Annotated in this window: 18 protein-coding genes; 4 read left to right on the forward strand and 14 right to left on the reverse strand. The window is 38.5% G+C overall.

The annotated features are described in order from the left end of the window. Positions 1 to 5 precede the first annotated feature (5 nt). The 5 genes from IWC72_RS02785 to IWC72_RS02805 form a co-directional block, all read right to left on the reverse strand. Positions 6 to 3,701: a T9SS type B sorting domain-containing protein gene (locus tag IWC72_RS02785; RefSeq protein ID WP_194528744.1), complete on the reverse strand. Its 3,696-nt coding sequence runs from the start codon at positions 3,699 to 3,701 to the stop codon at positions 6 to 8. A 151-nt stretch (positions 3,702 to 3,852) separates the two neighbouring features. Next, positions 3,853 to 4,740: an ACP S-malonyltransferase gene (gene fabD, locus IWC72_RS02790; protein ID WP_194524726.1), complete on the reverse strand. Its 888-nt coding sequence runs from the start codon at positions 4,738 to 4,740 to the stop codon at positions 3,853 to 3,855. A 61-nt stretch (positions 4,741 to 4,801) separates the two neighbouring features. Further along, entirely contained in the window at positions 4,802 to 5,311 is a 510-nt protein-coding gene (locus tag IWC72_RS02795; RefSeq protein WP_194524727.1) for a gamma carbonic anhydrase family protein, read from the reverse strand. A 22-nt stretch (positions 5,312 to 5,333) separates the two neighbouring features. Continuing rightward, positions 5,334 to 6,062 (reverse strand): LytR/AlgR family response regulator transcription factor, encoded by a 729-nt coding sequence (locus IWC72_RS02800; RefSeq protein WP_194528745.1) that lies wholly within the window; start codon positions 6,060 to 6,062, stop codon positions 5,334 to 5,336. Positions 6,063 to 6,093: 31 nt separating this feature from the next. Continuing rightward, a complete protein-coding gene (locus IWC72_RS02805) occupies positions 6,094 to 7,998 on the reverse strand; it encodes a tetratricopeptide repeat-containing sensor histidine kinase (protein ID WP_226979468.1) in 1,905 nt (634 codons plus the stop codon). 298 nt (positions 7,999 to 8,296) lie between these two features. Between IWC72_RS02805 and IWC72_RS02810 the strand changes: the two genes are divergently transcribed. Continuing rightward, complete coding sequence (locus IWC72_RS02810) at positions 8,297 to 9,484, forward strand: vWA domain-containing protein (protein ID WP_194528747.1); 1,188 nt, start codon at positions 8,297 to 8,299, stop codon at positions 9,482 to 9,484. Positions 9,485 to 9,561: 77 nt separating this feature from the next. Here the strand turns inward: IWC72_RS02810 and IWC72_RS02815 are convergent, their stop codons facing one another. Further along, positions 9,562 to 10,578 (reverse strand): PorP/SprF family type IX secretion system membrane protein, encoded by a 1,017-nt coding sequence (locus tag IWC72_RS02815; RefSeq protein WP_194524731.1) that lies wholly within the window; start codon positions 10,576 to 10,578, stop codon positions 9,562 to 9,564. Between the two features lie 133 nt (positions 10,579 to 10,711). On the opposite strand from IWC72_RS02815, the gene IWC72_RS02820 reads away from it, so the two are divergent. From IWC72_RS02820 to IWC72_RS02830, 3 genes are all read left to right on the forward strand, one after another. Beyond that, positions 10,712 to 11,629, forward strand: coding sequence for a NifU family protein (locus tag IWC72_RS02820; RefSeq protein ID WP_194524732.1), 918 nt, complete (start codon positions 10,712 to 10,714; stop codon positions 11,627 to 11,629). 82 nt (positions 11,630 to 11,711) lie between these two features. Next, positions 11,712 to 11,912 carry a dodecin family protein gene (locus IWC72_RS02825; RefSeq protein WP_038237972.1) on the forward strand — a complete coding sequence of 67 codons (201 nt, stop codon included), beginning with the start codon at positions 11,712 to 11,714 and terminating at the stop codon, positions 11,910 to 11,912. A 242-nt stretch (positions 11,913 to 12,154) separates the two neighbouring features. After that, positions 12,155 to 13,003, forward strand: coding sequence for a mechanosensitive ion channel family protein (locus IWC72_RS02830; RefSeq protein ID WP_194528748.1), 849 nt, complete (start codon positions 12,155 to 12,157; stop codon positions 13,001 to 13,003). A 5-nt stretch (positions 13,004 to 13,008) separates the two neighbouring features. Here IWC72_RS02830 and tsaB read toward each other — a convergent pair whose 3' ends face one another. From tsaB to IWC72_RS02870, 8 genes are all read right to left on the reverse strand, one after another. Further along, positions 13,009 to 13,686 (reverse strand): tRNA (adenosine(37)-N6)-threonylcarbamoyltransferase complex dimerization subunit type 1 TsaB, encoded by a 678-nt coding sequence (tsaB, locus tag IWC72_RS02835; RefSeq protein WP_194528749.1) that lies wholly within the window; start codon positions 13,684 to 13,686, stop codon positions 13,009 to 13,011. A gap of 99 nt (positions 13,687 to 13,785) precedes the next feature. After that, positions 13,786 to 15,138 carry a TolC family protein gene (locus IWC72_RS02840; protein WP_194528750.1) on the reverse strand — a complete coding sequence of 451 codons (1,353 nt, stop codon included), beginning with the start codon at positions 15,136 to 15,138 and terminating at the stop codon, positions 13,786 to 13,788. 31 nt (positions 15,139 to 15,169) lie between these two features. Next, positions 15,170 to 16,309 carry an efflux RND transporter periplasmic adaptor subunit gene (locus tag IWC72_RS02845; RefSeq protein WP_194528751.1) on the reverse strand — a complete coding sequence of 380 codons (1,140 nt, stop codon included), beginning with the start codon at positions 16,307 to 16,309 and terminating at the stop codon, positions 15,170 to 15,172. 62 nt (positions 16,310 to 16,371) lie between these two features. Next, positions 16,372 to 17,634: an ABC transporter permease gene (locus IWC72_RS02850; protein WP_194524737.1), complete on the reverse strand. Its 1,263-nt coding sequence runs from the start codon at positions 17,632 to 17,634 to the stop codon at positions 16,372 to 16,374. A 1-nt stretch (position 17,635) separates the two neighbouring features. Next, positions 17,636 to 18,865: an ABC transporter permease gene (locus IWC72_RS02855; RefSeq protein ID WP_194528752.1), complete on the reverse strand. Its 1,230-nt coding sequence runs from the start codon at positions 18,863 to 18,865 to the stop codon at positions 17,636 to 17,638. Then, positions 18,855 to 19,559 (reverse strand): ABC transporter ATP-binding protein, encoded by a 705-nt coding sequence (locus IWC72_RS02860; protein ID WP_194524739.1) that lies wholly within the window; start codon positions 19,557 to 19,559, stop codon positions 18,855 to 18,857. The genes IWC72_RS02855 and IWC72_RS02860 overlap by 11 nt, the downstream gene beginning before the upstream one ends. Before the next feature lie 113 nt (positions 19,560 to 19,672). Then, positions 19,673 to 20,785, reverse strand: coding sequence for an efflux RND transporter periplasmic adaptor subunit (locus IWC72_RS02865; RefSeq protein WP_194528753.1), 1,113 nt, complete (start codon positions 20,783 to 20,785; stop codon positions 19,673 to 19,675). A 61-nt stretch (positions 20,786 to 20,846) separates the two neighbouring features. After that, positions 20,847 to 22,106 carry an ABC transporter permease gene (locus IWC72_RS02870; protein ID WP_194528754.1) on the reverse strand — a complete coding sequence of 420 codons (1,260 nt, stop codon included), beginning with the start codon at positions 22,104 to 22,106 and terminating at the stop codon, positions 20,847 to 20,849. Positions 22,107 to 22,109 lie beyond the last annotated feature (3 nt).

A 22,109-nucleotide genomic window follows, 5' to 3' on the forward strand; every position in this document is an offset into this window, starting at 1 on the left:
CCGTATTATCTTATAAGCTGAATCCAGCCTTTTTTAGTGGTATTGGTTTCAAAACCTTCTACTGTTTCTCCTTCTTGTAAATTGACGTTCAAAACATAGAAATAAGTACCGTCCGGTGCTTGTTTACCTTCCCATGTTCCATCCCAAATAACCTCATCGGTCATTTGATCACCTTCAAAAACCACCTTTCCGTATCTATTGAAAATTTTGATATCGTAGACAAGGTCTATCGTACCAGACTCATGTTCCTTATTTATTTTAAGCACATCATTTGTACCGTCATTGTTTGGCGAGAATTGATTGAAAATGATTCCTAATTCCGCATCCGTCCTTTCCCAAATCTTTACATCTACCGTAGCTTTATTATTATCATACTTACCTTCGCTATCAACAGGAGAGGAACGAATAATTTCTGCTGTGTTTTGAAAATCATCCACGACTGGAAATTGCACCCTAATTTCAAGTGTAGCAACTTCATTTTTAATCAGTTCTGGTATCAGCCAAATTCCTGTTTCAGGTGTGTAATCTCCTTTATCAGCTATTCCACTTATGAACACAAAATCACTATCTTCTATCGAAGATATAGAATCAAGAACCTGAATATTAGAAACCGCATCTTCATTCGATTTATTCGTAACTTTTATAGTGAAAATAACTTCCTGCCCAACCAATGGGTTTACACTTTTTAAATCAGCAAAAGGATGTTGAATTCCCAAAGTATCTTCCTCTTTTACGATTCTAGCCAATTTCTCCAACACTAAATCTATCCCTTCAGGCAAATCAATATTTAAAGTAACCTCCGAGCTGTCATTAGCAGGGTTTTCGTCTACCGGGAACGATTGTAACAATTCGGCTATATTGGTATAGGGACCGCCTTCCAGCACATCAACCGTAATGGTTAGAGTAACCGTACCACCCGCAGGGATCTCAGCTATTGTCCATTCTCCCGTGGCTAAATCATAGCTACCATCCGTAGCATTATGGGCTTTGTATTGAAAACCTGTTTCCAACATTTCGCCTATAATAACATTACGACCCACTCGGTTAGAAAGGTTGTTCACACTAATAGTAAAAATAACCTCATCACCAGCAATGGCTTCCGCCTTATCTACTGTTTTTAGCACCTCAAGATCTATAGGGGTTGGGTCGCAGTTCCCATTATTGATATCAGGATCACAAGCATCTAGAGGATTGGTGCCATCCGCTTCCTCTTGTCCGTCCGTAATACCATCACCATCGGTATCACAAAGTCCGTTGGAATTATCTGGAATACAAGCGTTTTCGTTACCTGGATCTAATTGATCTACTACACCGTCACTATCTGTATCCAAAACATTGGAATCTAAAGCATCTATTATACCATCTCCATCTCCGTCTAGTGGATTGGCAGTATCATCACCAACTTCAATTCCGTCATTAATACCATCTTCGTCTGAATCAGGGTTATTGGGATCCGTACCCAATATAGCTTCTAGACCACCTAACAATCCATCTCCATCATCATCCGTATCACAACTACTTACAGCGATAGTAACCTCAGCTGTTTCATTAACACAGGGCTCTTGAGCACCTGTTGTGGTATATGCAAACACATACGTACCATTTGGCAAACCTTGAAAATCCACCACATTCTCACCATTAATGGTTGCATTGGCAGGACCTGAGGACCAAGCCCAATTACCTGCACTAGCAGTATCGGCAAAAGTCGTATCCAAATCTAAAGTGGTAGTGCCAAATGTGGCATCATTACAGGAAGATGCATTTTCCGGGTTTCCTGCGGTGACAGGAGGAAAAACAACTGCCTCAACCTGTACTCTTGGAGATGAAGTACAACCATTGGCTTCTGCCTCTACATAATACGTAGTAGTACTTGCTAAATTATTAATCGTAAAACTAGCTCCAGTTCCTATGGGAGAACCTCCCGTTGCGCGGTTAAACCAATTAATGGTAGCATTTTGAGTAGCTGTAGCTCTCAGTACCACCCTTCCTGGTCCGCACCTGCTATCTCCTGATGGAGTACCAAGAATTTCGGGCGTCTCATTCTGTTCTAATGATATTGTCAATGTAGGCCCCGCACAATTATCTGCTCCATCATAATAATATGCATAGTAAGAGCCTGGCAACGGGTCATTTATTCGATTTGCAGGAACAGGGTTTCCTATCGGATCATCGGGGTCCAATGCCCAACGTAATACGGTACCAGTAGGGGGATTTCCTGATATATAATCATTTAAAGAAGTGGTAATGTCGTCACAAAAGGTTCTTTGAACAGATGTATCTAAACTTGGCGCTACTTTAGCGGCGCAATTATTGCAGTCTACAACTTTAATAGTTACTGATTTTGATTCGTTTACACAAGGAGCAACTGCTCCAGTAGTCGTAAATGTGTATACATAGGCACCTTCTGGCTGCCCCCTAAAATTCACTTGATTATTCGCTCCTGTAGGATTAACCGTTGCCGGACCGGAAGTATAGGCCCAAGTACCAGGATCGTTACCGGTAATTAATGAATTCAAAGGAATACGTGTAGGTCCAAAGTCATCATTAGCATTGTTACATGCATCTGATGGCGTAGTTACGGTGCCTGCAGATGGCGGTGTACTAAACGTTATAGTAACAGGATTACTACCCGTAAAACAAGAGTTATCATCTGCCCAATATACAGCGTGATATGTACCAGAAGCCGTTATTGTAGCAGCCCTTAAAGCTCCTTCTGTAGTTGGATTGGCCGTGTCACTCCAGCGTAGTGAGCTTCCTGCGGGCGCACCACCAGCACCACCTACTACGTAAGTATTTAGATTAACGGAGGCCGTTGGAGGATTACAAACTGTATTTGCCCTTCCGTTTATAGTTGGTGCAGCATCTCCTGCAGCACAATCATTATCTATAATCGTTACCGTTCGCTGAGCGACTGGCATTTGGGTATAGTTGAACTTAGTGTTGTTACTTGGGTTACCTAAGGTTAAAATAATCGTTTCATCCGACTCTGGTGTTGTATCCGGGGTTGGGTCTACCACCAATACTTGAGCTGTATTGGTTCCGTTCGCAAAAGTTAAATTACCACTTACTGCGCCAGGTGCCGTATAATCTGTACCGTAGGTTGCTGTACCCTGATTTGCTCCTGCCGCATTAAAATTATAGGGAACGGTAACATTCGCTCCAGTAGCATTTACCTTATCAAGAGAAAGTGTAAAGGTTGCTGTACCCGCAGCATCTTCAGCAAGAGTTGCGGGTGTTCTACTTAAAGTAAACGTACCTGTATCATTATCTGTAATATTAAAGGTCGCTATTCTAGCCCCGTTGTTTATGGTAGCTCCACCAGTTGCAGTCTGCAAAGTGATAATTATAGTCTCGAGGTTTTCAACCAAATTATCATCCGTAATATTTATTGTAGTAGTAACAGATGGAATAAAAAAGTTCAAAGCAACTGTTCCTCCGAGTGCTGTAAAATCCTGTCCAGAGGTTGTAGTCCCTGTTACGCTGTACGTAACTGTATTAGTCGTTGCAGGATTTGAATTCCTAGAAATAGTAAAGGTCGGATTTGCTCCTCCTTCCGTGACATTGGTTGCCGAAGTGGATAGAGAAACAACCTGAGCATTAGCAACAAAGCCAACACCCAAAACTAAAAGCAACAATAGAACGATTTTGCCATGTGCTCTCATACTATGGGCAAAGCGAGCTTTTTTCTTTTTCAATTTCATAACTGTCCTTTGAACAAAAATTCAATTCACAGCAAATAAAGTAGGTCGTGGTTAAATGGGCGTCAATATTACTAAAAAAATCGTCCGCAACCGTAAATTTGGGGTTAAATCAAGGTTTTATGGACGAACTACATGATATACGGAATAAACATCAACTTGGGATATCTGCCGATTGACTTTTTGCTTCAGGTGCTATCTTTCTAACTAAGCCTTGCAACACTTTTCCTGGGCCAACCTCTATAAACAAGGAAGCGCCGTCTTTTACCATGTTTTCCACACTTTGTGTCCATTTTACGGGAGCGGTCAATTGAGAAATAAGATTCTTTTGGATTTCTGCCGCATCTGTCACTGCAACCGTAGTTACATTTTGATATACGGGACAATTGGGTGTTGAGAAAGTAGTGTTCTCTATTGCCGCTGCCAATTCTTCGCGAGCAGGCTCCATTAAAGGGGAGTGAAATGCACCTCCCACCGGAAGCACCAACGCTCTTCTTGCTCCGGCTTCTTTCATGTTTACACAGGCTGCTTCTATAGCTTCTACTTCACCAGAAATCACCAACTGTCCTGGGCAATTATAATTTGCTGCGACAACCACCCCAGGTGTTTTTGCACATATTTTTTCTACGATAGCATCTTCCAATCCTAAAACTGCAGCCATTGTACTCGGTTGAAGTTCACAGGCTTTCTGCATGGCCAAGGCACGTTGAGAAACCAATTTTAATCCATCTTCAAAACCCAAGGTTCCATTGGCTACCAATGCCGAAAATTCACCTAATGAATGACCTGCTACCATATCTGGCTTAAAGCTATCTCCCATTACCTTACTCAAAATAACCGAATGCAAGAAAATAGCCGGTTGCGTAACTTTAGTTTGTTTTAAATCTTCAGGTGTACCCTGAAACATAATATCGGTAATAGAAAATCCAAGAATTTCATTGGCTTTTTCAAATAGCTCTTTAGCCAATGGGTACTTTTCGTATAGGTCCAAGCCCATACCTACAAACTGTGCTCCTTGTCCGGGAAATATATATGCGTTCATTCTTTTCAATTTTTAATGCGTGCAAAAATAACAAATTTAGTTCAAGTCCCAAGTACGGCTTTTACTCTTTAAACCAACCAGAATACATCACATAATTATCAGCAATACGATCTATCTCGCCAGAACTCAGTTCAGGGCTAATGTCTTTTATCTTTTTAGCAGGTGTACCGGCAAAAACACTTCCTGAAGGCACATAAGTTCCTTTTGTAACTACAGCTCCAGCGGCAATGATGCTGTTACTCTCTACTATACAATCATCCATAATAATACTTCCCATACCTACTAATACATTATCTTTCAACGTACAGCCGTGAACTATGGCATTATGACCAATAGAAACATTATTACCAATAGTAGTGGGCGATTTCTGATAGGTACAATGTACAATAGCACCATCTTGCACGTTAACTTTATTTCCCATTTTAATAAAATGCACATCTCCTCTAAGCACGGCATTATACCAAATACTACATTGGTCTCCCATGCTTACATCTCCAACAATTGTTGCGTTTTCTGCAATGAAACAATCATCACCAAATTGCGGCGTCTTGCCTTTAATTGTTTTTATCATAGTTCTTTATCATTAATAGATTCTAAAAATAGGCCAACAAGTCTTTCTTTTTGGATGCGGAGACCAATAGTTCCTTTCCATTTGAAACTACTACACTACCTCCTTTTCCTTTTCTATACTTCACTATCTCGTTTACATTTACCAAATAGGATTTGTGAATACGGGCAAACGAAAAGCTAGCCAATGCTTCTTCAAAATATTTCAGCGTCTTGCTTACTAGTATCTTCTTATTTTCCAGATAGATTTCAGTATAATTATCATCTGCTTTGCAATAGAGAATATCCGCTACATTCAACACCTGAAAACCGTCTTGTTGTGGTAAGGTTATCTTTCCTTGAATAGATTTTAATTTGGGCTGCAAAACCTTATGTTCTAGTTCATTTTCTTTTTGTTTAATCTCTTGAACATAACTTACCGCTTTTATAAGCTCATCAATATTTATAGGTTTCATGAGATAGTAGGCCGCATGATTATTTAAAGCGTCCATAGCATATTGATTATACGCCGTTACAAAAACAGTTTCAAAAGTACGGTCCGGTAATTGGTCCAGTAAATCAAAAGCATTGCCAAAGGGCATCTCTACATCTAAAAACACAAGGTCCAAATCATGCTTTTTAATAAGCTCCAATCCTTCTTGAATGGATGCAGCTTCACCTACCAACTTTACATCAGCACAATATTTTGACAGATAATTACGGAGTATTTCGCGGCTATTGGCTTCGTCTTCAACAAGTATGGCATTTAATTTCATAGTAGGATTTTTTAGTTGGAACCGAACCTCATTAGTCTTTTCTCAAAACGAACAGCACTTTCGTACCTGAACCATCTGCAGATAAGTCAGAAATAGCTACATCTACCTTATTTTTATACATATCGTTTAGAATAGCAATCCGTTTTTGAATGTTACCCATTCCTTTGGATTTTTGCTTCTTTTGGTTTTGGGTCTTTAGTTGAGATGATTTCTTTCTTCCAATACCATTATCTGTAATCGTTATTTCTATGGATGTTCTTCCCTTTGGTTGTACATTAATTTTCAAAAGTCCTTTTTCTTCTTTGTATCGAAGTCCGTGCCAAATCGCATTTTCAATATAAGGCTGAAGTAACATCGGCGGAATTTCAAAGGATGAAATATCAATATTCCTATCGACATTCAATTCATAATCAAACTTATCCGGAAAACGAGAATGTTCCAACTTTACGTACAGTTCGAGTTGTTCTAATTCTTTGGTAAGCGGAATAAAATCTTCCTCTGAGTTTTCTAATACTGAACGCATAAGAGTTGAAAACTCACTTAAAAACCTGTTAGCACTGCGTTCATCGCTCTTAGCTATATAATTATTTACAGAGTTTAGTGCATTAAATATAAAATGCGGATTCATCTGTGATCGCAACGATTTTAAAGCCAAAAGGTTATTGGCCAATTTTTGTTGCTGATTACTACGGTAAAAGAAAAATGCAGCCAAACCGAGTAATATCATTCCAAAAATAAGCGAATAGATAATCCATTTTTGACGCTTGTTGTTTTCTTGAATTAATTGCTGTTCCGTCAATGCCAGATCATACTTACTTTGTGACAACTCCCGTTCTTGTTCTAAACCTGAAATGCGATTTTGTTTTGAAGATATCTCACGGTTAAATCGTGCCGCTCGTGATATCTCCTGTTCTTTGCGAACATATAGCGTATCTACCAAAGACACGTAATCTCTATAGGTTTCAAAAGCTTTAGGGTAATCGCCCTTATATTCAAACACCTCAGAAAGTTTTCGGGTTGCATCTTTCTGAACCACCAAATCATCTTCAGAACCGGCTTCTTCTATACTTTCTTTTAGATAAGGGATTGCCTCATCATACTTATCTTGTGCTATATAGGCATTTGCTATTTTGTAATTGATTCGTTGTGAAGTAATGGAATCAAAGTCGCCTCTTGCCTCTCCTTTACTAGTTCTACCCTGAGGAAGCGTCTTTAATTCATTAAGACTTTTTTTACGTAATTCAATCTCGGCACCGTACTGACTTTTCTGGTTATAAAAATCAGCTACTTTTTCTTTTTCCTGAACAGCACGTTTTGGCTCAAGCCCTTCCGTAAGCTTTAATGAACTCTTGTAATATGCACTTGCTTCTACCAATTTATCATCCTGGGCATAGGTGTCGGCTATCTTAGAGTTTAAATCGGCCAACTTGGGTGTAATTTGGTTTTTTCTGGCGACCAAGATTCCTTCTTCATAAAAAGCCACTGCTTTTCCAATAAGTCCCAAGCCCCTATAGGAATCACCCAAACTTTCGTTTAATCGTACTTTTTGATAAGGTTCCAAACCTTCTATCTTCAGCAATGGACTCAACTCTTTCTCGGCTTCCGAGAACTGTTTGTTCAGTATATACACTTCGGCCAAAAGAAGTGTAGTACGGGTTGATTTATGAGCTTCCAGCGCATCTTTATAATTGGTAATCGCCAAATCATATTGACTATGATATCGATATACTTCGCCCAACGCCACTAAAGATTCCGAAAGCGACTTCTTATCTGCTTGCTTCCCAAGTACCGCAATGGAATTGGTAATATAATCAATGCTTCTTTCAATATTACTCTGCTTGTACGTATTTGCCGAATCTAAATAAACCTGATGCAGGTTGTTTTTTGGCTTGGACATTTTACTGCTGCGCACCTCTCTTTGCGCCCACAAACTCATTGTGGAGCATCCTAGAAATAGGAAAAACAATATGTAGCGAATTGATATCATTTGATTATTTGCACAACGTAAACTTAGTTGAATTATGCGGCACTAAAAAACCTCATTTCTCACTAAACCTTCAAAAAAAGAATTGTTTTAACGGCTTCACACACTCAAAAGGAACGTTCCCTCTTTCAAAACGCCAGTTCCCTCAAAACAGGTTTTACAAGAACTAAGTTGCTTCTACTTTTACCTCATCAACAAAATGATAGAAACGAATTCATAACCTCTCAATAGAGCTTTAAACAAAAAAATTATGAAAAACACACGACAGATTTTAGGATTACTATGTATGTCATTTGCCATCACCAGTATGTACGGTTGCGAGCTGAAACCTAAAAAAACAACAGCTGAACCCGTACTTGCCCAAGTATTTTCGCCCATAAATGACGAAAAACCAAAAAACAACACCGTAAAAATTGCTTTGCTCCTAGACACCAGTAACAGTATGGATGGACTCATCAACCAGGCAAAATCTCAACTTTGGGATATTGTAAACAAGTTCACCTATGCCAAGTGTGGAAATGAAGAAAGACCGGAACTGCAAATTGCACTGTATCAATATGGCAACGACAATTTATCTTCCAGAGAAGGTTACATTCAGCAAGTATTGAATTTTAGTGGAGATTTGGATGATATCTCAGAGAAACTCTTTTCATTAACAACTAATGGTGGAGAGGAATTTTGTGGCGAAGTAATTCACACCTCATTAAAGCAATTGAATTGGGGAGACAACCCAGATAACCTTAAAATGATTTTCATTGCTGGTAACGAACCTTTTACACAAGGAAAATTAAACTATAAAGACGCAGTAACTAATGCAAAAGAGAAAGACATTGTTGTGAATACCATTTTCTGTGGAAACTACGAACAAGGCATTAATTCTGATTGGAAAAATGGTGCTACCTTAACAGGAGGTGAATATATAGCTATTGACCATAATAGAAAGGTGGTTCATATTGACACGCCTTATGATGATGTAATTATTCAACTAAACTCAAAATTGAACCAGACTTATGTTTCTTACGGTGCTTTGGGTAGTGCCAAGATGGAACAACAACGTACTCAAGATTCCAACGCTTATGAATTAGAAGAAGTGGTTGCGGTAAAAAGAGCGGTGAGTAAAAGTTCTAGACTTTATAACAACAAGAAATGGGACTTAGTAGATGCATCTGATGATGCCACTTTTGATATTGCCATGATAGAAAAAGATGAGCTTCCTAAAGAATTAAAGGGAAAGACAAAGGCCGAAATGGAGTCTTATATTCAAGAAAAGAAATCAGACCGAAGCAAAATTCAAAACGAGATTCAAGCATTGAACGCAAAACGGGAGCAGTTCATTGCCGAAAAACAAAAAGATGGAGAAAAAGGAGAATTGGAAAATGCCATGCTAGAGGCTATCAAAAAGCAAGCGACTAAAAAAGATTATAAGTGGGAAGAGTAATCTTTACATATTCTCAAACAAAAAGCATCCTGATTCATCGGGATGCTTTTTGTTTTATCTGGCCATGTTTTACGACATTATTGAGCTGCTGGGCAATAACAATCATACTTACGTTCTTTTTGACCAAAATCGTATCCTAATGTTATTTGGTGAAATCCACCGCTATCAAAACGAATATCTCCTGACTGGTATGAATAATTATATGAAACCATAAAGTTTCCAATATTAGCGCCTACGATTGGAGTAAACAATTGCAAACGTTGTTCGCCAAAACTATCTGAAGTAGCAAACTGTGCACCTTCAAAACTTCTTCTATAGGATAACCCACCCCAAATACGACCAAAATCTACATCTTTATAAACTTTTGCATTAAGGTCAATAGACTTTTCTTCCGTAAACTCGCTCATCTGAAATAATACAGAAGGCTCCAATTGCCATTCTTGCTTTCCAAAAATATAACCTACCGAAAACAAATACCGTCGTAAATTATCTATCACAGGAACATTGTCAGGGTCTTGTCTTCCAAAACGATATAAATTTCGTTTGCTGCTCAAAAGGTTGTTTACTGCAAAATGGGCATAAAACTCCATGATATTATAAGAAAAACCTAGGTCCATATTAAAATAACCCTCGCTAATCTTACTTCCTATTAAAGCATTATCTACTGTTGCAGAACGAAATTCGGTTTCATCCAAACTACTTTGCAAATATGTTGGGCTCAATCCAAAAGAAAACTGATTTAATGTCCGCCCATCTCCACCAAGCTTAAGGTGGTGTGCATAAGTTAGTTTTACACCAGTTTGTGCGTGATAGCCATTTGCATCGTTAAAAATGATAGCTCCCACCCCACTATTACTTTCACCTATTCTAAAATTGGCGTTTATAGTCTGTAAATTGGGTGCATCATCTACATTAAACCATTGCATTCTTGCTGTGGCCCTTATTTTTCCACCCTCACTAATACCGGCCATTGACGGATAAACGAGGTAATAGTTATCGGCTAAATAATCAAAATACACGGGAATACCCTCTTGTGCCGTAGATTGAAATGCAAAGCCAAGGGATGCAAGCAAGAGCAGTAAACGATATTTCATCTGTTTGATATAGAGGATAATTGATTGATCGGTTAAATATAAGATATAACGGATGAAACGTAACATTATTATATAGTCAAATCAATACGGACTGTTCGAAAATAGGTTGTATTTTTACAAAAATTTTGACACCATGAAGGAGTATACAATTACGGTTGTTAAAACCAACAACCCTGCGATTCTGAAATTCGAGACGAATCATTTTTTAACCAAAAACAAGAACTACGAGTTCAAAAACATAGATGAGGCCAAAAATTCACCTTTGGCACAACAGCTTTTTTACCTACCATTTATTAAGACGGTATACATCTCTGGAAACTTTATTGGTCTTGAGCGCTATGATATAGTTGCCTGGGACGATGTAAAAGATGAAGTCGCCCAGCAACTTGTAGATTATCTAAATGCAGATGAACCTATTGTAAATGAAGTAGAAGAAACTTCTAAAAAAGTGGCAATTACAGTTTATGCAGAGGTAACCCCTAACCCATCTGTAATGAAATTTGTTGCCAACAAACCTATTGTACCCGCTGCTTTTGAATTTAAGAATATAGACGAAGCCAAAAATTCGGAGTTAGCGAAACAACTATTTAACTTTCCGTTCGTAAAAGAGGTTTTCTTTGATATGAATTACGTTTCTGTTAGTAAATATGACGTTGCGGAATGGGAAGATGTTACGATGCAATTACGCGAACACATACGAGAATACCTTGCCGATGGCAACGAAGCTGTATCCGAAAGCGCAATTGCCAAAGCAAAAGAAACGCCCTTAGGTGATGGTACTACGCCAAGCCAACCAGCTGCAGATTTGGACGACACCTCTCAGCAGATTGTAGATATTCTTGAAGAATACGTAAAGCCTGCTGTTGCCAGTGATGGTGGTAACATTCTTTTTCAATCTTACGAAGAGAACAGCAAAACGGTAAACGTTATTTTACAAGGTGCCTGTAGCGGTTGTCCTTCGTCTACCTTCACTTTAAAGAATGGTATTGAAACGATGCTTAAAAATATGATGGGAGACAAAGTGAACGAGGTAGTTGCCGTAAACGGTTAATGAACTAATTTTTACAGGTTTAGAATCAATAAACCTGACCGATATTTTCGTAATTTGAAACGAATCATAAAAACAAAATATTATGGCAGTTTTAAAAGTTATAGAAGTATTGGCAAATTCTGATAAAAGTTGGGAAGATGCAACCAAACAAGCGGTTGCCCAAGCTTCTAAATCAGTTAAGAATATTAAATCCGTTTATATTAACGAGCAAAGTGCCACAGTTACCGACGGAAAAATGGATAATTACCGCGTAAACGTAAAGATTACTTTTGAAGTAAACTAAACGTAAACACGCAAAAAATAGAGCGTTGCAACCTTGTTGCAGCGCTTTTTTTATGTTTCACAATAATCAAGAATGTTATCACTTTTAAAAACCAAAACTGTAGGCACACCACCATTTTGATCACATACGAACAAAGTGTTGACCCATTTAGGCTATACACCTTGGATTAACATTAGTTTAATGATTTCAATTTGATTGCCCCTGCCGTATTTAGTAAGTTGCGCCCTTACAAAAATAAAGCCATGGAAAAATTTACAGATTACCAAGAACATATAGACAAAGCCATAGAATGGACATGGGAGATTTTACCAGACCTTATTATGGCATTAATTATACTATTCGTAGGGCTATGGATAGTCCGTTTTCTAAACAAAATGGTCCGTAAATTCTTTGAAAAGAAAGATTACGACCTTGCCCTAGAAAGTTTTTTACAGAGTTTTATAAATATAGCGCTCAAAGTATTACTTTTTGTTTTGGTGATTACCCAGTTGGGAGTTAAATCATCTTCACTTATTGCTATCATTGGTGCTGCCGGTTTGGCCATTGGTCTTGCCTTACAGGGTTCACTTTCAAATTTTGCAGGCGGTGTCCTTATTCTTCTTTTTAAACCTTTTAAAATTGGCGATTGGATATCAGCTCAAGGAGTAGATGGTTCCGTGAAGGAAATAACAATTTTCTACACTAAGGTAAACACCTTCGGAAACCAACTTGCTATTATTCCCAATGGGCAACTATCTAATAACAATGTTGTAAACTACAGCGCCATGCCCACACGTAGAGATAATATAAAAGTAGGCATTGGTTATAGTTCCAATATTAAGGCAGCAAAAGATATTATGCTAGATATCTGTCAAAAGAACGAGAACGTACTTAAGGACCCTGCGCCAGAAGTTTATGTTGATGCTTTAGGCGATAGTTCCGTTAACCTTAGTTTACGGTTCTGGGCAGAGAACTCCGTTTTTTGGGCAGCTCACTTCTTTATCATTGAAGAAATAAAAAGAAGGTTTGACGAAGCTGAGATTGAAATTCCTTTCCCACAGCGCGATGTACATGTAAAAGGAGAAGCTTTAAAAGCAAAAATCGATAATTAAACAGATTACATTTTTTTCTTCTGCTGAAGAATAAAATCTTTTAAATAATAAGGTTCAAAGTAGGCCACGTCTTCAAAGTGGTCCGCTTTGAACTTTTTATATGATAGCTGGGCCATTTCATTGGCGGAGGGCACAACTGAGACATCAAAACTCAGATTAGGATGTGATACTATGGTCTTGCATTTTTCTGCTCCATTCCCTATTAAAATTACTTTTCCTTTTTCTAAAAACTCACCGAAAGAATTTTCATCTATAATTTCTGCCTCTGTAGCTCTCACCTCATCTTTATCCGAGTTAAATACGGCAGAATACACCTCCATACGGCGCGCATCTAAAACGGGAATGATATAATCTATTTCACTAGATGTAACTTGTTCTGCCATGCTACCAAGCGTAGCAATAGAGATTAAAGGAATATCCAAAGCAAAACATAGTCCTTTAGCTGCAGAAACCCCTATGCGCAAACCCGTGTAGGAGCCTGGGCCTTTACTCACGGCAATTGCATCCAATTCAGAAATATCTATATTCACTTCCTTCAGCACTTCTTGAATGAAAATATGTAATTGCTCCGCATGCGAATAATTAGGCGTATCATGCTCTTTAATTGTCAAAATACGCCCTTCTTTAGCAATACTTACCGAACAGTTGGTTGTTGCCGTTTCTAAATTTAAGATTATGCTCATAAGGCTGCAAAGATACATGAGAAGATTAAAACTTACACATAAAAAAACCTGCTCGGTTTTACACCGAACAGGTTTCAAATTACATTTTATAATTTACTTCTATTTCAATTCCAAAGGAAGCCCAAAATAGAACTCAAGAACTTTTAACCTGAAAATATAATCGTACTTGGTTCTTATCAATTCTGCTTCCGCATTATCTACCCGAGATTGCGCCTGACTGAAATCAAAAGCATTCATAAGCCCTACATCATAACGTTCTTTGGAATAATCATATGCCAAACGCCGTGCATCCAAAGTTTTTTGAGCTGCATCATATGCTTTTGAGAAGCTCTTTACATCTACATAAGCTTGATTGATACTTGTCTCCAGATCCAACTTGTCTTGCTCCATCTGCAACTGTGCCTTCTCTACATTTATTTTAGAACGCTTAATATTATTTTTAACGGAAAAACCATTGAAAATGGGAATATCTAACCTTGCGCCATATGAAATACCATCATTAATCCACAATTGGTTCACAAAGCTTTCCGCGGGAACAACCGTCCCTGAGGAACTATCAAATCCGCCTTGATCCGAATATCTGGTATTGTAATTAAAGAAGGCTCCCAAGGTAGGGTATATTGCACCTTTGGCAATATCCAAATCTTTCTTGGCCAAATCTATATTAGACTGTGAAAATTTTATATCGTTCCTGAAAGACAAGGCTTCTGCAAAAATTTCTTTTGGAGATTTAGACTGTACTTCGGACGGTGGCACTTCAAAATCAGCATCCAACACATCAAAATTCTCATAATCTGTAATCTGAAGCAATTGCGCCAAGTTAATACGAGAAATCAAAACCTGATTCTGCGTATTCACTATCTGTTGTTCAAGGTTTGCGGCCGTTGCTTCTATTTCCAGTAAATCTCCATTAGGAATCACTCCCGCATCTACCAATTCTTTTGATTTCTTTAAATCCTGTTCGGTTACTGCAGACTGAGCCTCGAACACTTTTAAAGTTTCTTTATTTGAAAGAATTTGCAAATAGGCATTCGCTACGCTTAACCTAATATCATCTTTAAGGTCATCTAAGCGATATTGATTAGATATTGCATTTAGCTTTGCACGATTAAGACGATGAAGGTTTCTTAATCCATCAAAAAGTGTTAAAGAGGATGTTAACCCACCATTCGCAGACAATATTGTAGTCGTCACCGGTTGATTGGTAGTTGGGTCAAACGAAAGCCCTGTACTACCTGTTACACTTGCCGAAGAGTTTAAGGCCGGAAGCATTGCACCAACTGCGTCCGACTTATCTATTTGTACATTCTGGAGATCAAGTTCGTATTGTTCAACAGAAAGGTTGTGTTCTACCGCATACTCTACGCATTCCTGCAGCGTCCAATTTTTCTGCTGTGCGCTAACCGCCCCAATAGAAAAGAGAAGCAGTAATGCTGTTAGTTTAAAATTCATTTTGTGATTTTTTGATTATGATTGATGATTGTTACTCTTCTTTATCTGCCTCTTCCTCTTCGTCTTCTCCTTTTTTAATAGGCTCTGTTTTACTCCAAACTTTCACTTTATCAGACTCTGTTAATCCTGAAACGATTTCAACGTTTACACCGTCCGAAATCCCGATTTCAATATCCTTTCTCTCAAACTCCTGATTACCCGTTTCAACTTCTACAAAGGGTTCATCCGTCTTTTTATCGAACTGCAACAATGCTTCCGGTATTACCAAAACATCATCTTTTTTCTCCAAGACCAATGAAGCGTTCGCACTGTATCCAGCTCTAATAAACACATCGTCCTTAACTTCTACATCTCCTTCGATCTTAAACTGTACCGCACCTGTTTCTTCAATTCCTTTTGGAGCAATGAATCGTAATTTGGCATCTAGCTCAGCTCCTTCTACAGCACCCAAGCTAATTTTTAATGGTGTACCCACTTCCAGTTTGGCAACTTCACCTTCATCTACTTTACCCTCAAAAATCATTTTACTTAAATCGGCAATTGTAGCTATTGTGGTACCGTCATTAAAATTGTTACTCTCAATAACCTGATCTCCTTCTTCTACTGGGATTTCTAGAATGGTGCCGTCTACCGTTGCTCTAATATTGGTATTGGCACTTGTAGAACCACCTGCCGAACCTTGACGGATAATTTGATAATCTGCCTTAGCATTATCAAGTTCCTGTTTCGCCTGGTCATACTGCAATTGTAAAGTGTTAAAATCCTGACTAGATATGACACCTTTATCAAAAAGCGATTTGTTTCTGTTGTATTCTATCTGAGTATTGTTTAGCGCCAACTCGGCATTCCTTACCCTACCTCTAGACTGATTAAGCGACTGCTCATTAGGAACCACTTTAATTGTTGCTATTAATTCTCCCGACCTCACCTTTTGGCCTTCCTCCATATAAATCTTTTGGATGATACCCGAAATCTGTGGCTTAATTTCAACCTCATCTTCAGGAACTACCTTACCCGTAGCCACCGTTTTCTTTTCAATATTAGATATGAAAGGCGTTTCGGTTTCGTAGGTAACGGCATCTTTGCTATTCGACTTTACAAAAAAAGCTGCGGCCCATAAAGCGCCTAGCACCAAAATACCAATTAAGATATATTTTACGATCTTGTTCATTTTTCAGGTGTATTTGTTGTCTATTGGTTTTGTTGTTTTCTGTTTTGTTACAAAATTCTCTATTATTCTTCCCTAAGGGCATCAATTGGTTTTATACTCACCGCTCTTTGGGCAGGTATAAGCCCTATTAAAGTTCCAAGTACTACCATTATCACCAATGCTCCAATTACATAGGGTATAGGTACAGTAGGATTGGTATACGGAAAATCTATATCTTGAGTAGCACTACTAATTCCTGCCAATGCCAAAGCTCCTAGAATAATTCCCATGATACCTGCAATAACAGTCAAGAAGACCGATTCTAATATAATTTGATTTCGCACCTCTGCCGGCGTAGCCCCTAAAGCTCTTCGCACCCCAAGTTCTTTGGTCCGTTCTTTCACGGAAATAAGCAAGATGTTACCAATACCTATGACGCCCGCCAATATAGTGGCAATACCAACAATCAACGAAAGAAAGGTTATACCATCTGCAAAGCCCACAATTTTATTAAACTGCTCCCCTAGGTTGAAAGACCCAAAAGCACGATCATCATCTGGATGCACATGATGCAGGTTCTTTAAAAGGTTTTTAATATTCTCTTCTACTTTAAGTACATCTACATTATCATAGGCCGCAATTGAAAACCAGCCCACATTATCACCCGTATTATACAGTTTTTTAAAAGTCGAAAACGGAATAAAAATATCTCCATCTCCACCAAAACCACCACTGGGATCGTACTTATGAACACCAACCACCTGAAAATAAACATCATCAATCTTAAAATAACCTCCAATTGGATTTTCATTTTTATCAAAAAGCTCCTTCTGTGTCCGCTCGCCTATTACAGCTACCTTTCTTGCCTGATTGATATCTTCATCGTTAATAAACCTGCCACCCTCATATATTTTCTTAGGTGCAATTTTAGTAAACGCAGGAAAATCCCCGAATAGCGAATAACTACCTGTTTTATTATTGCGGCCAATATTTGCCGGTGGAGAGCCAAAAAAACCACGTACGTTTCTAGGAGCTATATACTCTACTTCCGGAATGCGATTCTGAATCATTACCGCATCATCTAGCTTTAACTGCATCTGCCTACCGGTCTTATATCCTTCATTGGGCATACTCGTACTTTGCCCCCATACGAACATACTATTCCGAGCAATACTCTCAAACATACTTTCAAAACCATTGTCCATACCCTTGGCCGCACCGGAAAGGGCTATATAAATGAAAATACCCCATAGTACACCTACTACGGTAATTACAGTCCGAATCTTGTTCTTACTGATCGAACCGAAAATCTCTTGCCATGTATTTCTATCGAATATAAAATTCATATTATTCGTCTCTTAAGGCTACAATGGGTTTTATACGGGCAGCGCGTCTTGCCGGAACATAGCCTGCAATTGCTCCGAAAATTACAAGAACAATAGTTGCTGAAATTGCTATACTGATATCTATGTATGGATTGGTTATAAAAAAGTCTTTCAGCTTGTCTCCCAAAGAACTTAAAATAACAATACCTATAAGCATACCCACAAAACCAGAAACCGTAGTAATAAAAACCGATTCCAATAAAATGGTTCCTATAACAGCTTTTGGCGTGGCACCCAATGCTTTTCGTATACCCAGCTCTTTAGTTCTTTCTTTTACCACAAACACCATAATATTACTGATACCTATAATACCGGCTATAATAGTTCCGAAAGCCACAAACCCTACTATAATTTGCAATACCCGTGCAAACTGTTGGTTTTGCTTTAACTGATCAGCTATATTTCTTATAAAAATGCCGTTCTGATCTTTTGGGTTGATGTATTTTTTAGATCGAATAAACTTGTCAAGACTCTTATCAAAAGCCATAGCGCCAGCGTACCCGATCTCTGGTTTAAAACCAACCACAATTTGATTGATTTTATCCGTATTTTTTTCGATTAATTGACGTGTAGTGTAGGGTATAAAAATAATACGTTCCTCATTGTCCCCTCCATCATCTTGAAATACACCTATCACTTTAAAAGAGCTTCCGCCTACATCAATATACTTTCCTATTGCATTCTTAGCTCCAAAGAGATCTTCTTCTACCAAACGCCCTATGACCGCATATTTGGTCTTATTCTTAATGTCCTGCTCATTCAAATAACGACCTTTCATCATAATGGTCATTTCATTGAACTGATGCGCCGGTCCAACGGCTTGAGTTGTATAACTGTTAGACTCGTTCATATAACTGACCGTGTCTTGACGGGTAATTCTTGGCGTAATATACTCTAAGAACAATGGAAAGTTCTTCTCAATATCTGCCAAATCACTATTATCAAACTCAATTACCCTATTGGATTTATAGCCTTTATATGGCATAGTTGTCCTACCCGGGAACACAAAAAGAACATTGGTTGCATCATCTCCAAAAAAATCGTCAAATGTATTGATCAGACCGTTCCCAAAACCAAAGAGGACTACAAAAATGAGGATACCCAAAGCAACCGTAAACCCTGACAAAAAGGTGCGGAGCTTATTCTTCTGAATAGTCTCAAAAATCTCTTTCCAGTTGTCTCTATTTAACATACTGAGCGGCCCTAACCTGTTCTACTTTTTTATCCTCTACAATTACGCCATCCTTTAAATGCACTATACGTTTGCACATATGCGCAATATCTTCTTCATGAGTTACTACAAGAATTGTATTTCCCTCGTCATTAATTTTTTGAATTAGGTCCATAACCTCATACGATGTTTTGCTATCCAAAGCTCCTGTTGGCTCATCCGCCATTAAAACTTTTGGCTCGGCGGCCAGGGCTCGTGCAATTGCAACTCTTTGTTTTTGCCCTCCTGAAAGTTCATTGGGTAAGTGTGTAGCCCATTCCTTTAGCCCTACTTGTTCCAAGTATTTTAATGCTTTTTCTTCTCTTTCCTTTCTTGCTACTTTTTGATAATACAGGGGCAAGGCCACATTCTCCATGGCACTCTTGTAATTGATAAGGTTAAAAGACTGAAATATAAAACCTAAAAATCTATTGCGGTACTTGGCCGCTTTTGTTTCGTTCAGGTTTTTTATGGGAACACCGTCTAAATCATACGTACCGGAATCTGCTTCATCTAACATTCCCAGAATATTTAAAAGCGTAGATTTTCCCGATCCGGATGAACCCATAATGGCTACTAGTTCTCCTTCTGCAATACTGAAATTCAATCCTTTTAAAACATGTAATGAGTTGCTACCCATTTTATAGGATTTGTGAAGGTCTTTAATTTCGATCATGGTGGTGTAGTATTGTTAATTGTATTCGGAATTTTCAAAACAATATGGCAATAGGACTTGTAAGTTGCTGAATTGTTACAAGATGGACTCCAAATTTTCTGTTAAATAATAAATTATCCTTTTTCTTCCTCTTTTTCTATGGCATTCCAGACCTTAATCTTATCCTCTTCCGTAAGACCCGATTTTACTTCCACAAAAATCCCATCGCTAATACCTAGCTCAATATCCTTGCGCTCAAACTTTTGATCTCCGTTTGCTATTTCCACAAAAGGAGATTTCGTTTCATCATCAAATTGGACCAAAGCTTCCTTTATAGCCAAAACGCTATCTGCCCTACCTAAAATTACCGATGCATTTGCACTTAAACCTGCGCGAATAAATACCGAATCTTGCTTTTTCATGGTGCCTTTTATTTCAAATTGAATGGCTCCATTTTCTTCTTTTCCTTTTGGAGCTATGTAATCCAAGACCGCATCAAAAGTCTTTCCTTCCAAAGCACCGACGGTAATTTCCAATGGCAGGTCCTCCTTTATTTTTCCAACTTCACTCTCATCTACTTTTCCCTCAAAAATCATTTTATCCACATCTGCAATAGCCGCAATAGTAGTTCCTTCGTTAAAATTATTGCTCTCAATAACCTGGTTTCCTACTTCCACGGGAACCTCCAGGACCATACCACTAACAGTAGCTCTAATCTGGGTGTTTGCAGCATTCCCATAGCCCTTGGTGGTACCGGTCTTTACAATATCATATCGTTTATTGGCTGCGGCATAAGATTGCTTGGCCTGATCATAAGTCACCTCGGCACGCTCCAAATCCACCTTAGAAATGACCCCTTTGGCGAACAGTCCTTTTTGACGTTCCAGATTACGAAGTTGGTCATCTAAACCTATTTTAGATTCATCAATATTGTTTCTGGCATCATTTAGCGCATTTAAATTAGGTACCACTTTTATTCTGCAAAGCAAATCACCCGACTTTACATAATCGCCACCCTCAACAAACACCTCTTCTATAACACCCGAAATATTGGGCTTAATAAGCACTTCTTCCAACGGCAATATACTTCCTGTTGCCACGGTTTTCTTTACAATAGTCTTTTTAGATGCTTGCTCCGTCTCGTAAACGACCGGGTCTTCGGCATTCTTCTGATATAGGTAATACATGGATCCGCCAAAGGCTACAACTATGAGCAAAAGAACGATTCTGGTTACTGACTTTTTCATTTTTATGATTGATTGATGTTATTCTATTTACCTCTATTAAAATCTAAAATTCAACTTACTATTATTCGGTTCTGAGTGCATCTATAGGCCTTACTTTTATAGCACTTTGAGCGGGAATAAAACCCGCCAAAAGACCTGAAAAAATAAGAATTACCAATGCCCCTACTACCACTCCTAAACTAACACTAGGATTTACGAACATATCTACCGGACCGTTCATATCCAAAAGTGCATTTACACCATAGATAAAAATTGCCCCTAAAGTAATACCGGCCATTCCTGAGATTATGGTCAAGAAAATGGACTCCATTAAAATTTGAAGTTTTATAGACCATGGGTCCTCGCCCAAAGCCCTGCGTATCCCTATTTCTTTGGTACGCTCTTTCACTACAATAAGCATTATATTGCTTACGCCGATTATCCCAGAGAGCAACACCAATATTCCAACAAAATATGCTATAAAACGCAATGCCCCGAATAGGCTTTGCACGCGTTGAAATTGCTCGTACAAATCAAAATGCCCTACGGCACGTTGGTCGTCCGGATGTACCTTATGGTTTTCCTTAACCACTCCCATAATTTTATCCTTTAGACTTGTAATGGACGTACCGTCATTGGCGGTAATTGCCATCCACCCCACATCATTACCACGGTTAAAGGCTTGTGAGAAAGTGGTAAATGGCACAAAAATCTGCTTCTGCCCTTCCTCGCCATCGCCATCATTACTTTTCTTTTTATAGGTGCCGACGACCATAAAATTGACACCCTGTATTTTTATAAACGAGCCTAGCACTTCTTCGCCCTTATCATAAAGACCGGCCCTAACGCCATCTCCAATAATAGCTATTTTGCGTTTTTCCTTGATGTCATTGTAATTTAAGAACCTCCCTGAGGTCATAGTCATTGGATCTTGCTTACTAATTTCAGGATAATCGCCATATACATCATATGCTCCCGTTTTAATGCCGCGCACTACATTATTCGCACCGTTAAAACCTCCAAGCCTATTTCTAGGGGAAATAAATTTTAATTCGGGCACATTATCTTTTATTGCCCGTACATCTTCTACCTTAAAAAGAAAACTTCTGCCTTTAGGGAGTCCTTTATAAGACTTAGTGGTACTTCTAGACCACATGAACATTGTGTTGGTAGAGATATCTCCAAAATCTTGCATAATGCCATTTTCCAATCCCTTTCCTGCAGAAAGCAATAGAATTAAAATGAAGATTCCCCAGAACACACCAAATGCGGTCAATACGGTCCTGAACCAATTGCTGGTTAACACTTCCAAAATTTCTTTCCAACGGTCTCTATTGAACATAGT

The sequence above is a fragment of the Zobellia roscoffensis genome, from assembly GCF_015330165.1.
Lineage (GTDB): Bacteria > Bacteroidota > Bacteroidia > Flavobacteriales > Flavobacteriaceae > Zobellia > Zobellia roscoffensis.

Excerpts from the sequence above, each read along its gene's own strand:
- IWC72_RS02850 (WP_194524737.1), bottom strand. The coding sequence starts at position 17,634 with ATGAATTTTATATTCGATAGAAATACATGGCAAGAGATTTTCGGTTCG.
- IWC72_RS02810 (WP_194528747.1), top strand. The coding sequence starts at position 8,297 with ATGAAAAACACACGACAGATTTTAGGATTACTATGTATGTCATTTGCC.
- IWC72_RS02830 (WP_194528748.1), top strand. The coding sequence starts at position 12,155 with ATGGAAAAATTTACAGATTACCAAGAACATATAGACAAAGCCATAGAA.
- tsaB (WP_194528749.1), bottom strand. The coding sequence starts at position 13,686 with ATGAGCATAATCTTAAATTTAGAAACGGCAACAACCAACTGTTCGGTA.
- IWC72_RS02815 (WP_194524731.1), bottom strand. The coding sequence starts at position 10,578 with ATGAAATATCGTTTACTGCTCTTGCTTGCATCCCTTGGCTTTGCATTT.
- fabD (WP_194524726.1), bottom strand. The coding sequence starts at position 4,740 with ATGAACGCATATATATTTCCCGGACAAGGAGCACAGTTTGTAGGTATG.
- IWC72_RS02825 (WP_038237972.1), top strand. The coding sequence starts at position 11,712 with ATGGCAGTTTTAAAAGTTATAGAAGTATTGGCAAATTCTGATAAAAGT.
- IWC72_RS02845 (WP_194528751.1), bottom strand. The coding sequence starts at position 16,309 with ATGAACAAGATCGTAAAATATATCTTAATTGGTATTTTGGTGCTAGGC.
- IWC72_RS02800 (WP_194528745.1), bottom strand. The coding sequence starts at position 6,062 with ATGAAATTAAATGCCATACTTGTTGAAGACGAAGCCAATAGCCGCGAA.
- IWC72_RS02865 (WP_194528753.1), bottom strand. The coding sequence starts at position 20,785 with ATGAAAAAGTCAGTAACCAGAATCGTTCTTTTGCTCATAGTTGTAGCC.
- IWC72_RS02855 (WP_194528752.1), bottom strand. The coding sequence starts at position 18,865 with ATGTTAAATAGAGACAACTGGAAAGAGATTTTTGAGACTATTCAGAAG.
- IWC72_RS02870 (WP_194528754.1), bottom strand. The coding sequence starts at position 22,106 with ATGTTCAATAGAGACCGTTGGAAAGAAATTTTGGAAGTGTTAACCAGC.
- IWC72_RS02840 (WP_194528750.1), bottom strand. The coding sequence starts at position 15,138 with ATGAATTTTAAACTAACAGCATTACTGCTTCTCTTTTCTATTGGGGCG.
- IWC72_RS02860 (WP_194524739.1), bottom strand. The coding sequence starts at position 19,559 with ATGATCGAAATTAAAGACCTTCACAAATCCTATAAAATGGGTAGCAAC.
- IWC72_RS02820 (WP_194524732.1), top strand. The coding sequence starts at position 10,712 with ATGAAGGAGTATACAATTACGGTTGTTAAAACCAACAACCCTGCGATT.
- IWC72_RS02785 (WP_194528744.1), bottom strand. The coding sequence starts at position 3,701 with ATGAAATTGAAAAAGAAAAAAGCTCGCTTTGCCCATAGTATGAGAGCA.
- IWC72_RS02795 (WP_194524727.1), bottom strand. The coding sequence starts at position 5,311 with ATGATAAAAACAATTAAAGGCAAGACGCCGCAATTTGGTGATGATTGT.
- IWC72_RS02805 (WP_226979468.1), bottom strand. The coding sequence starts at position 7,998 with ATGAGTTTGTGGGCGCAAAGAGAGGTGCGCAGCAGTAAAATGTCCAAG.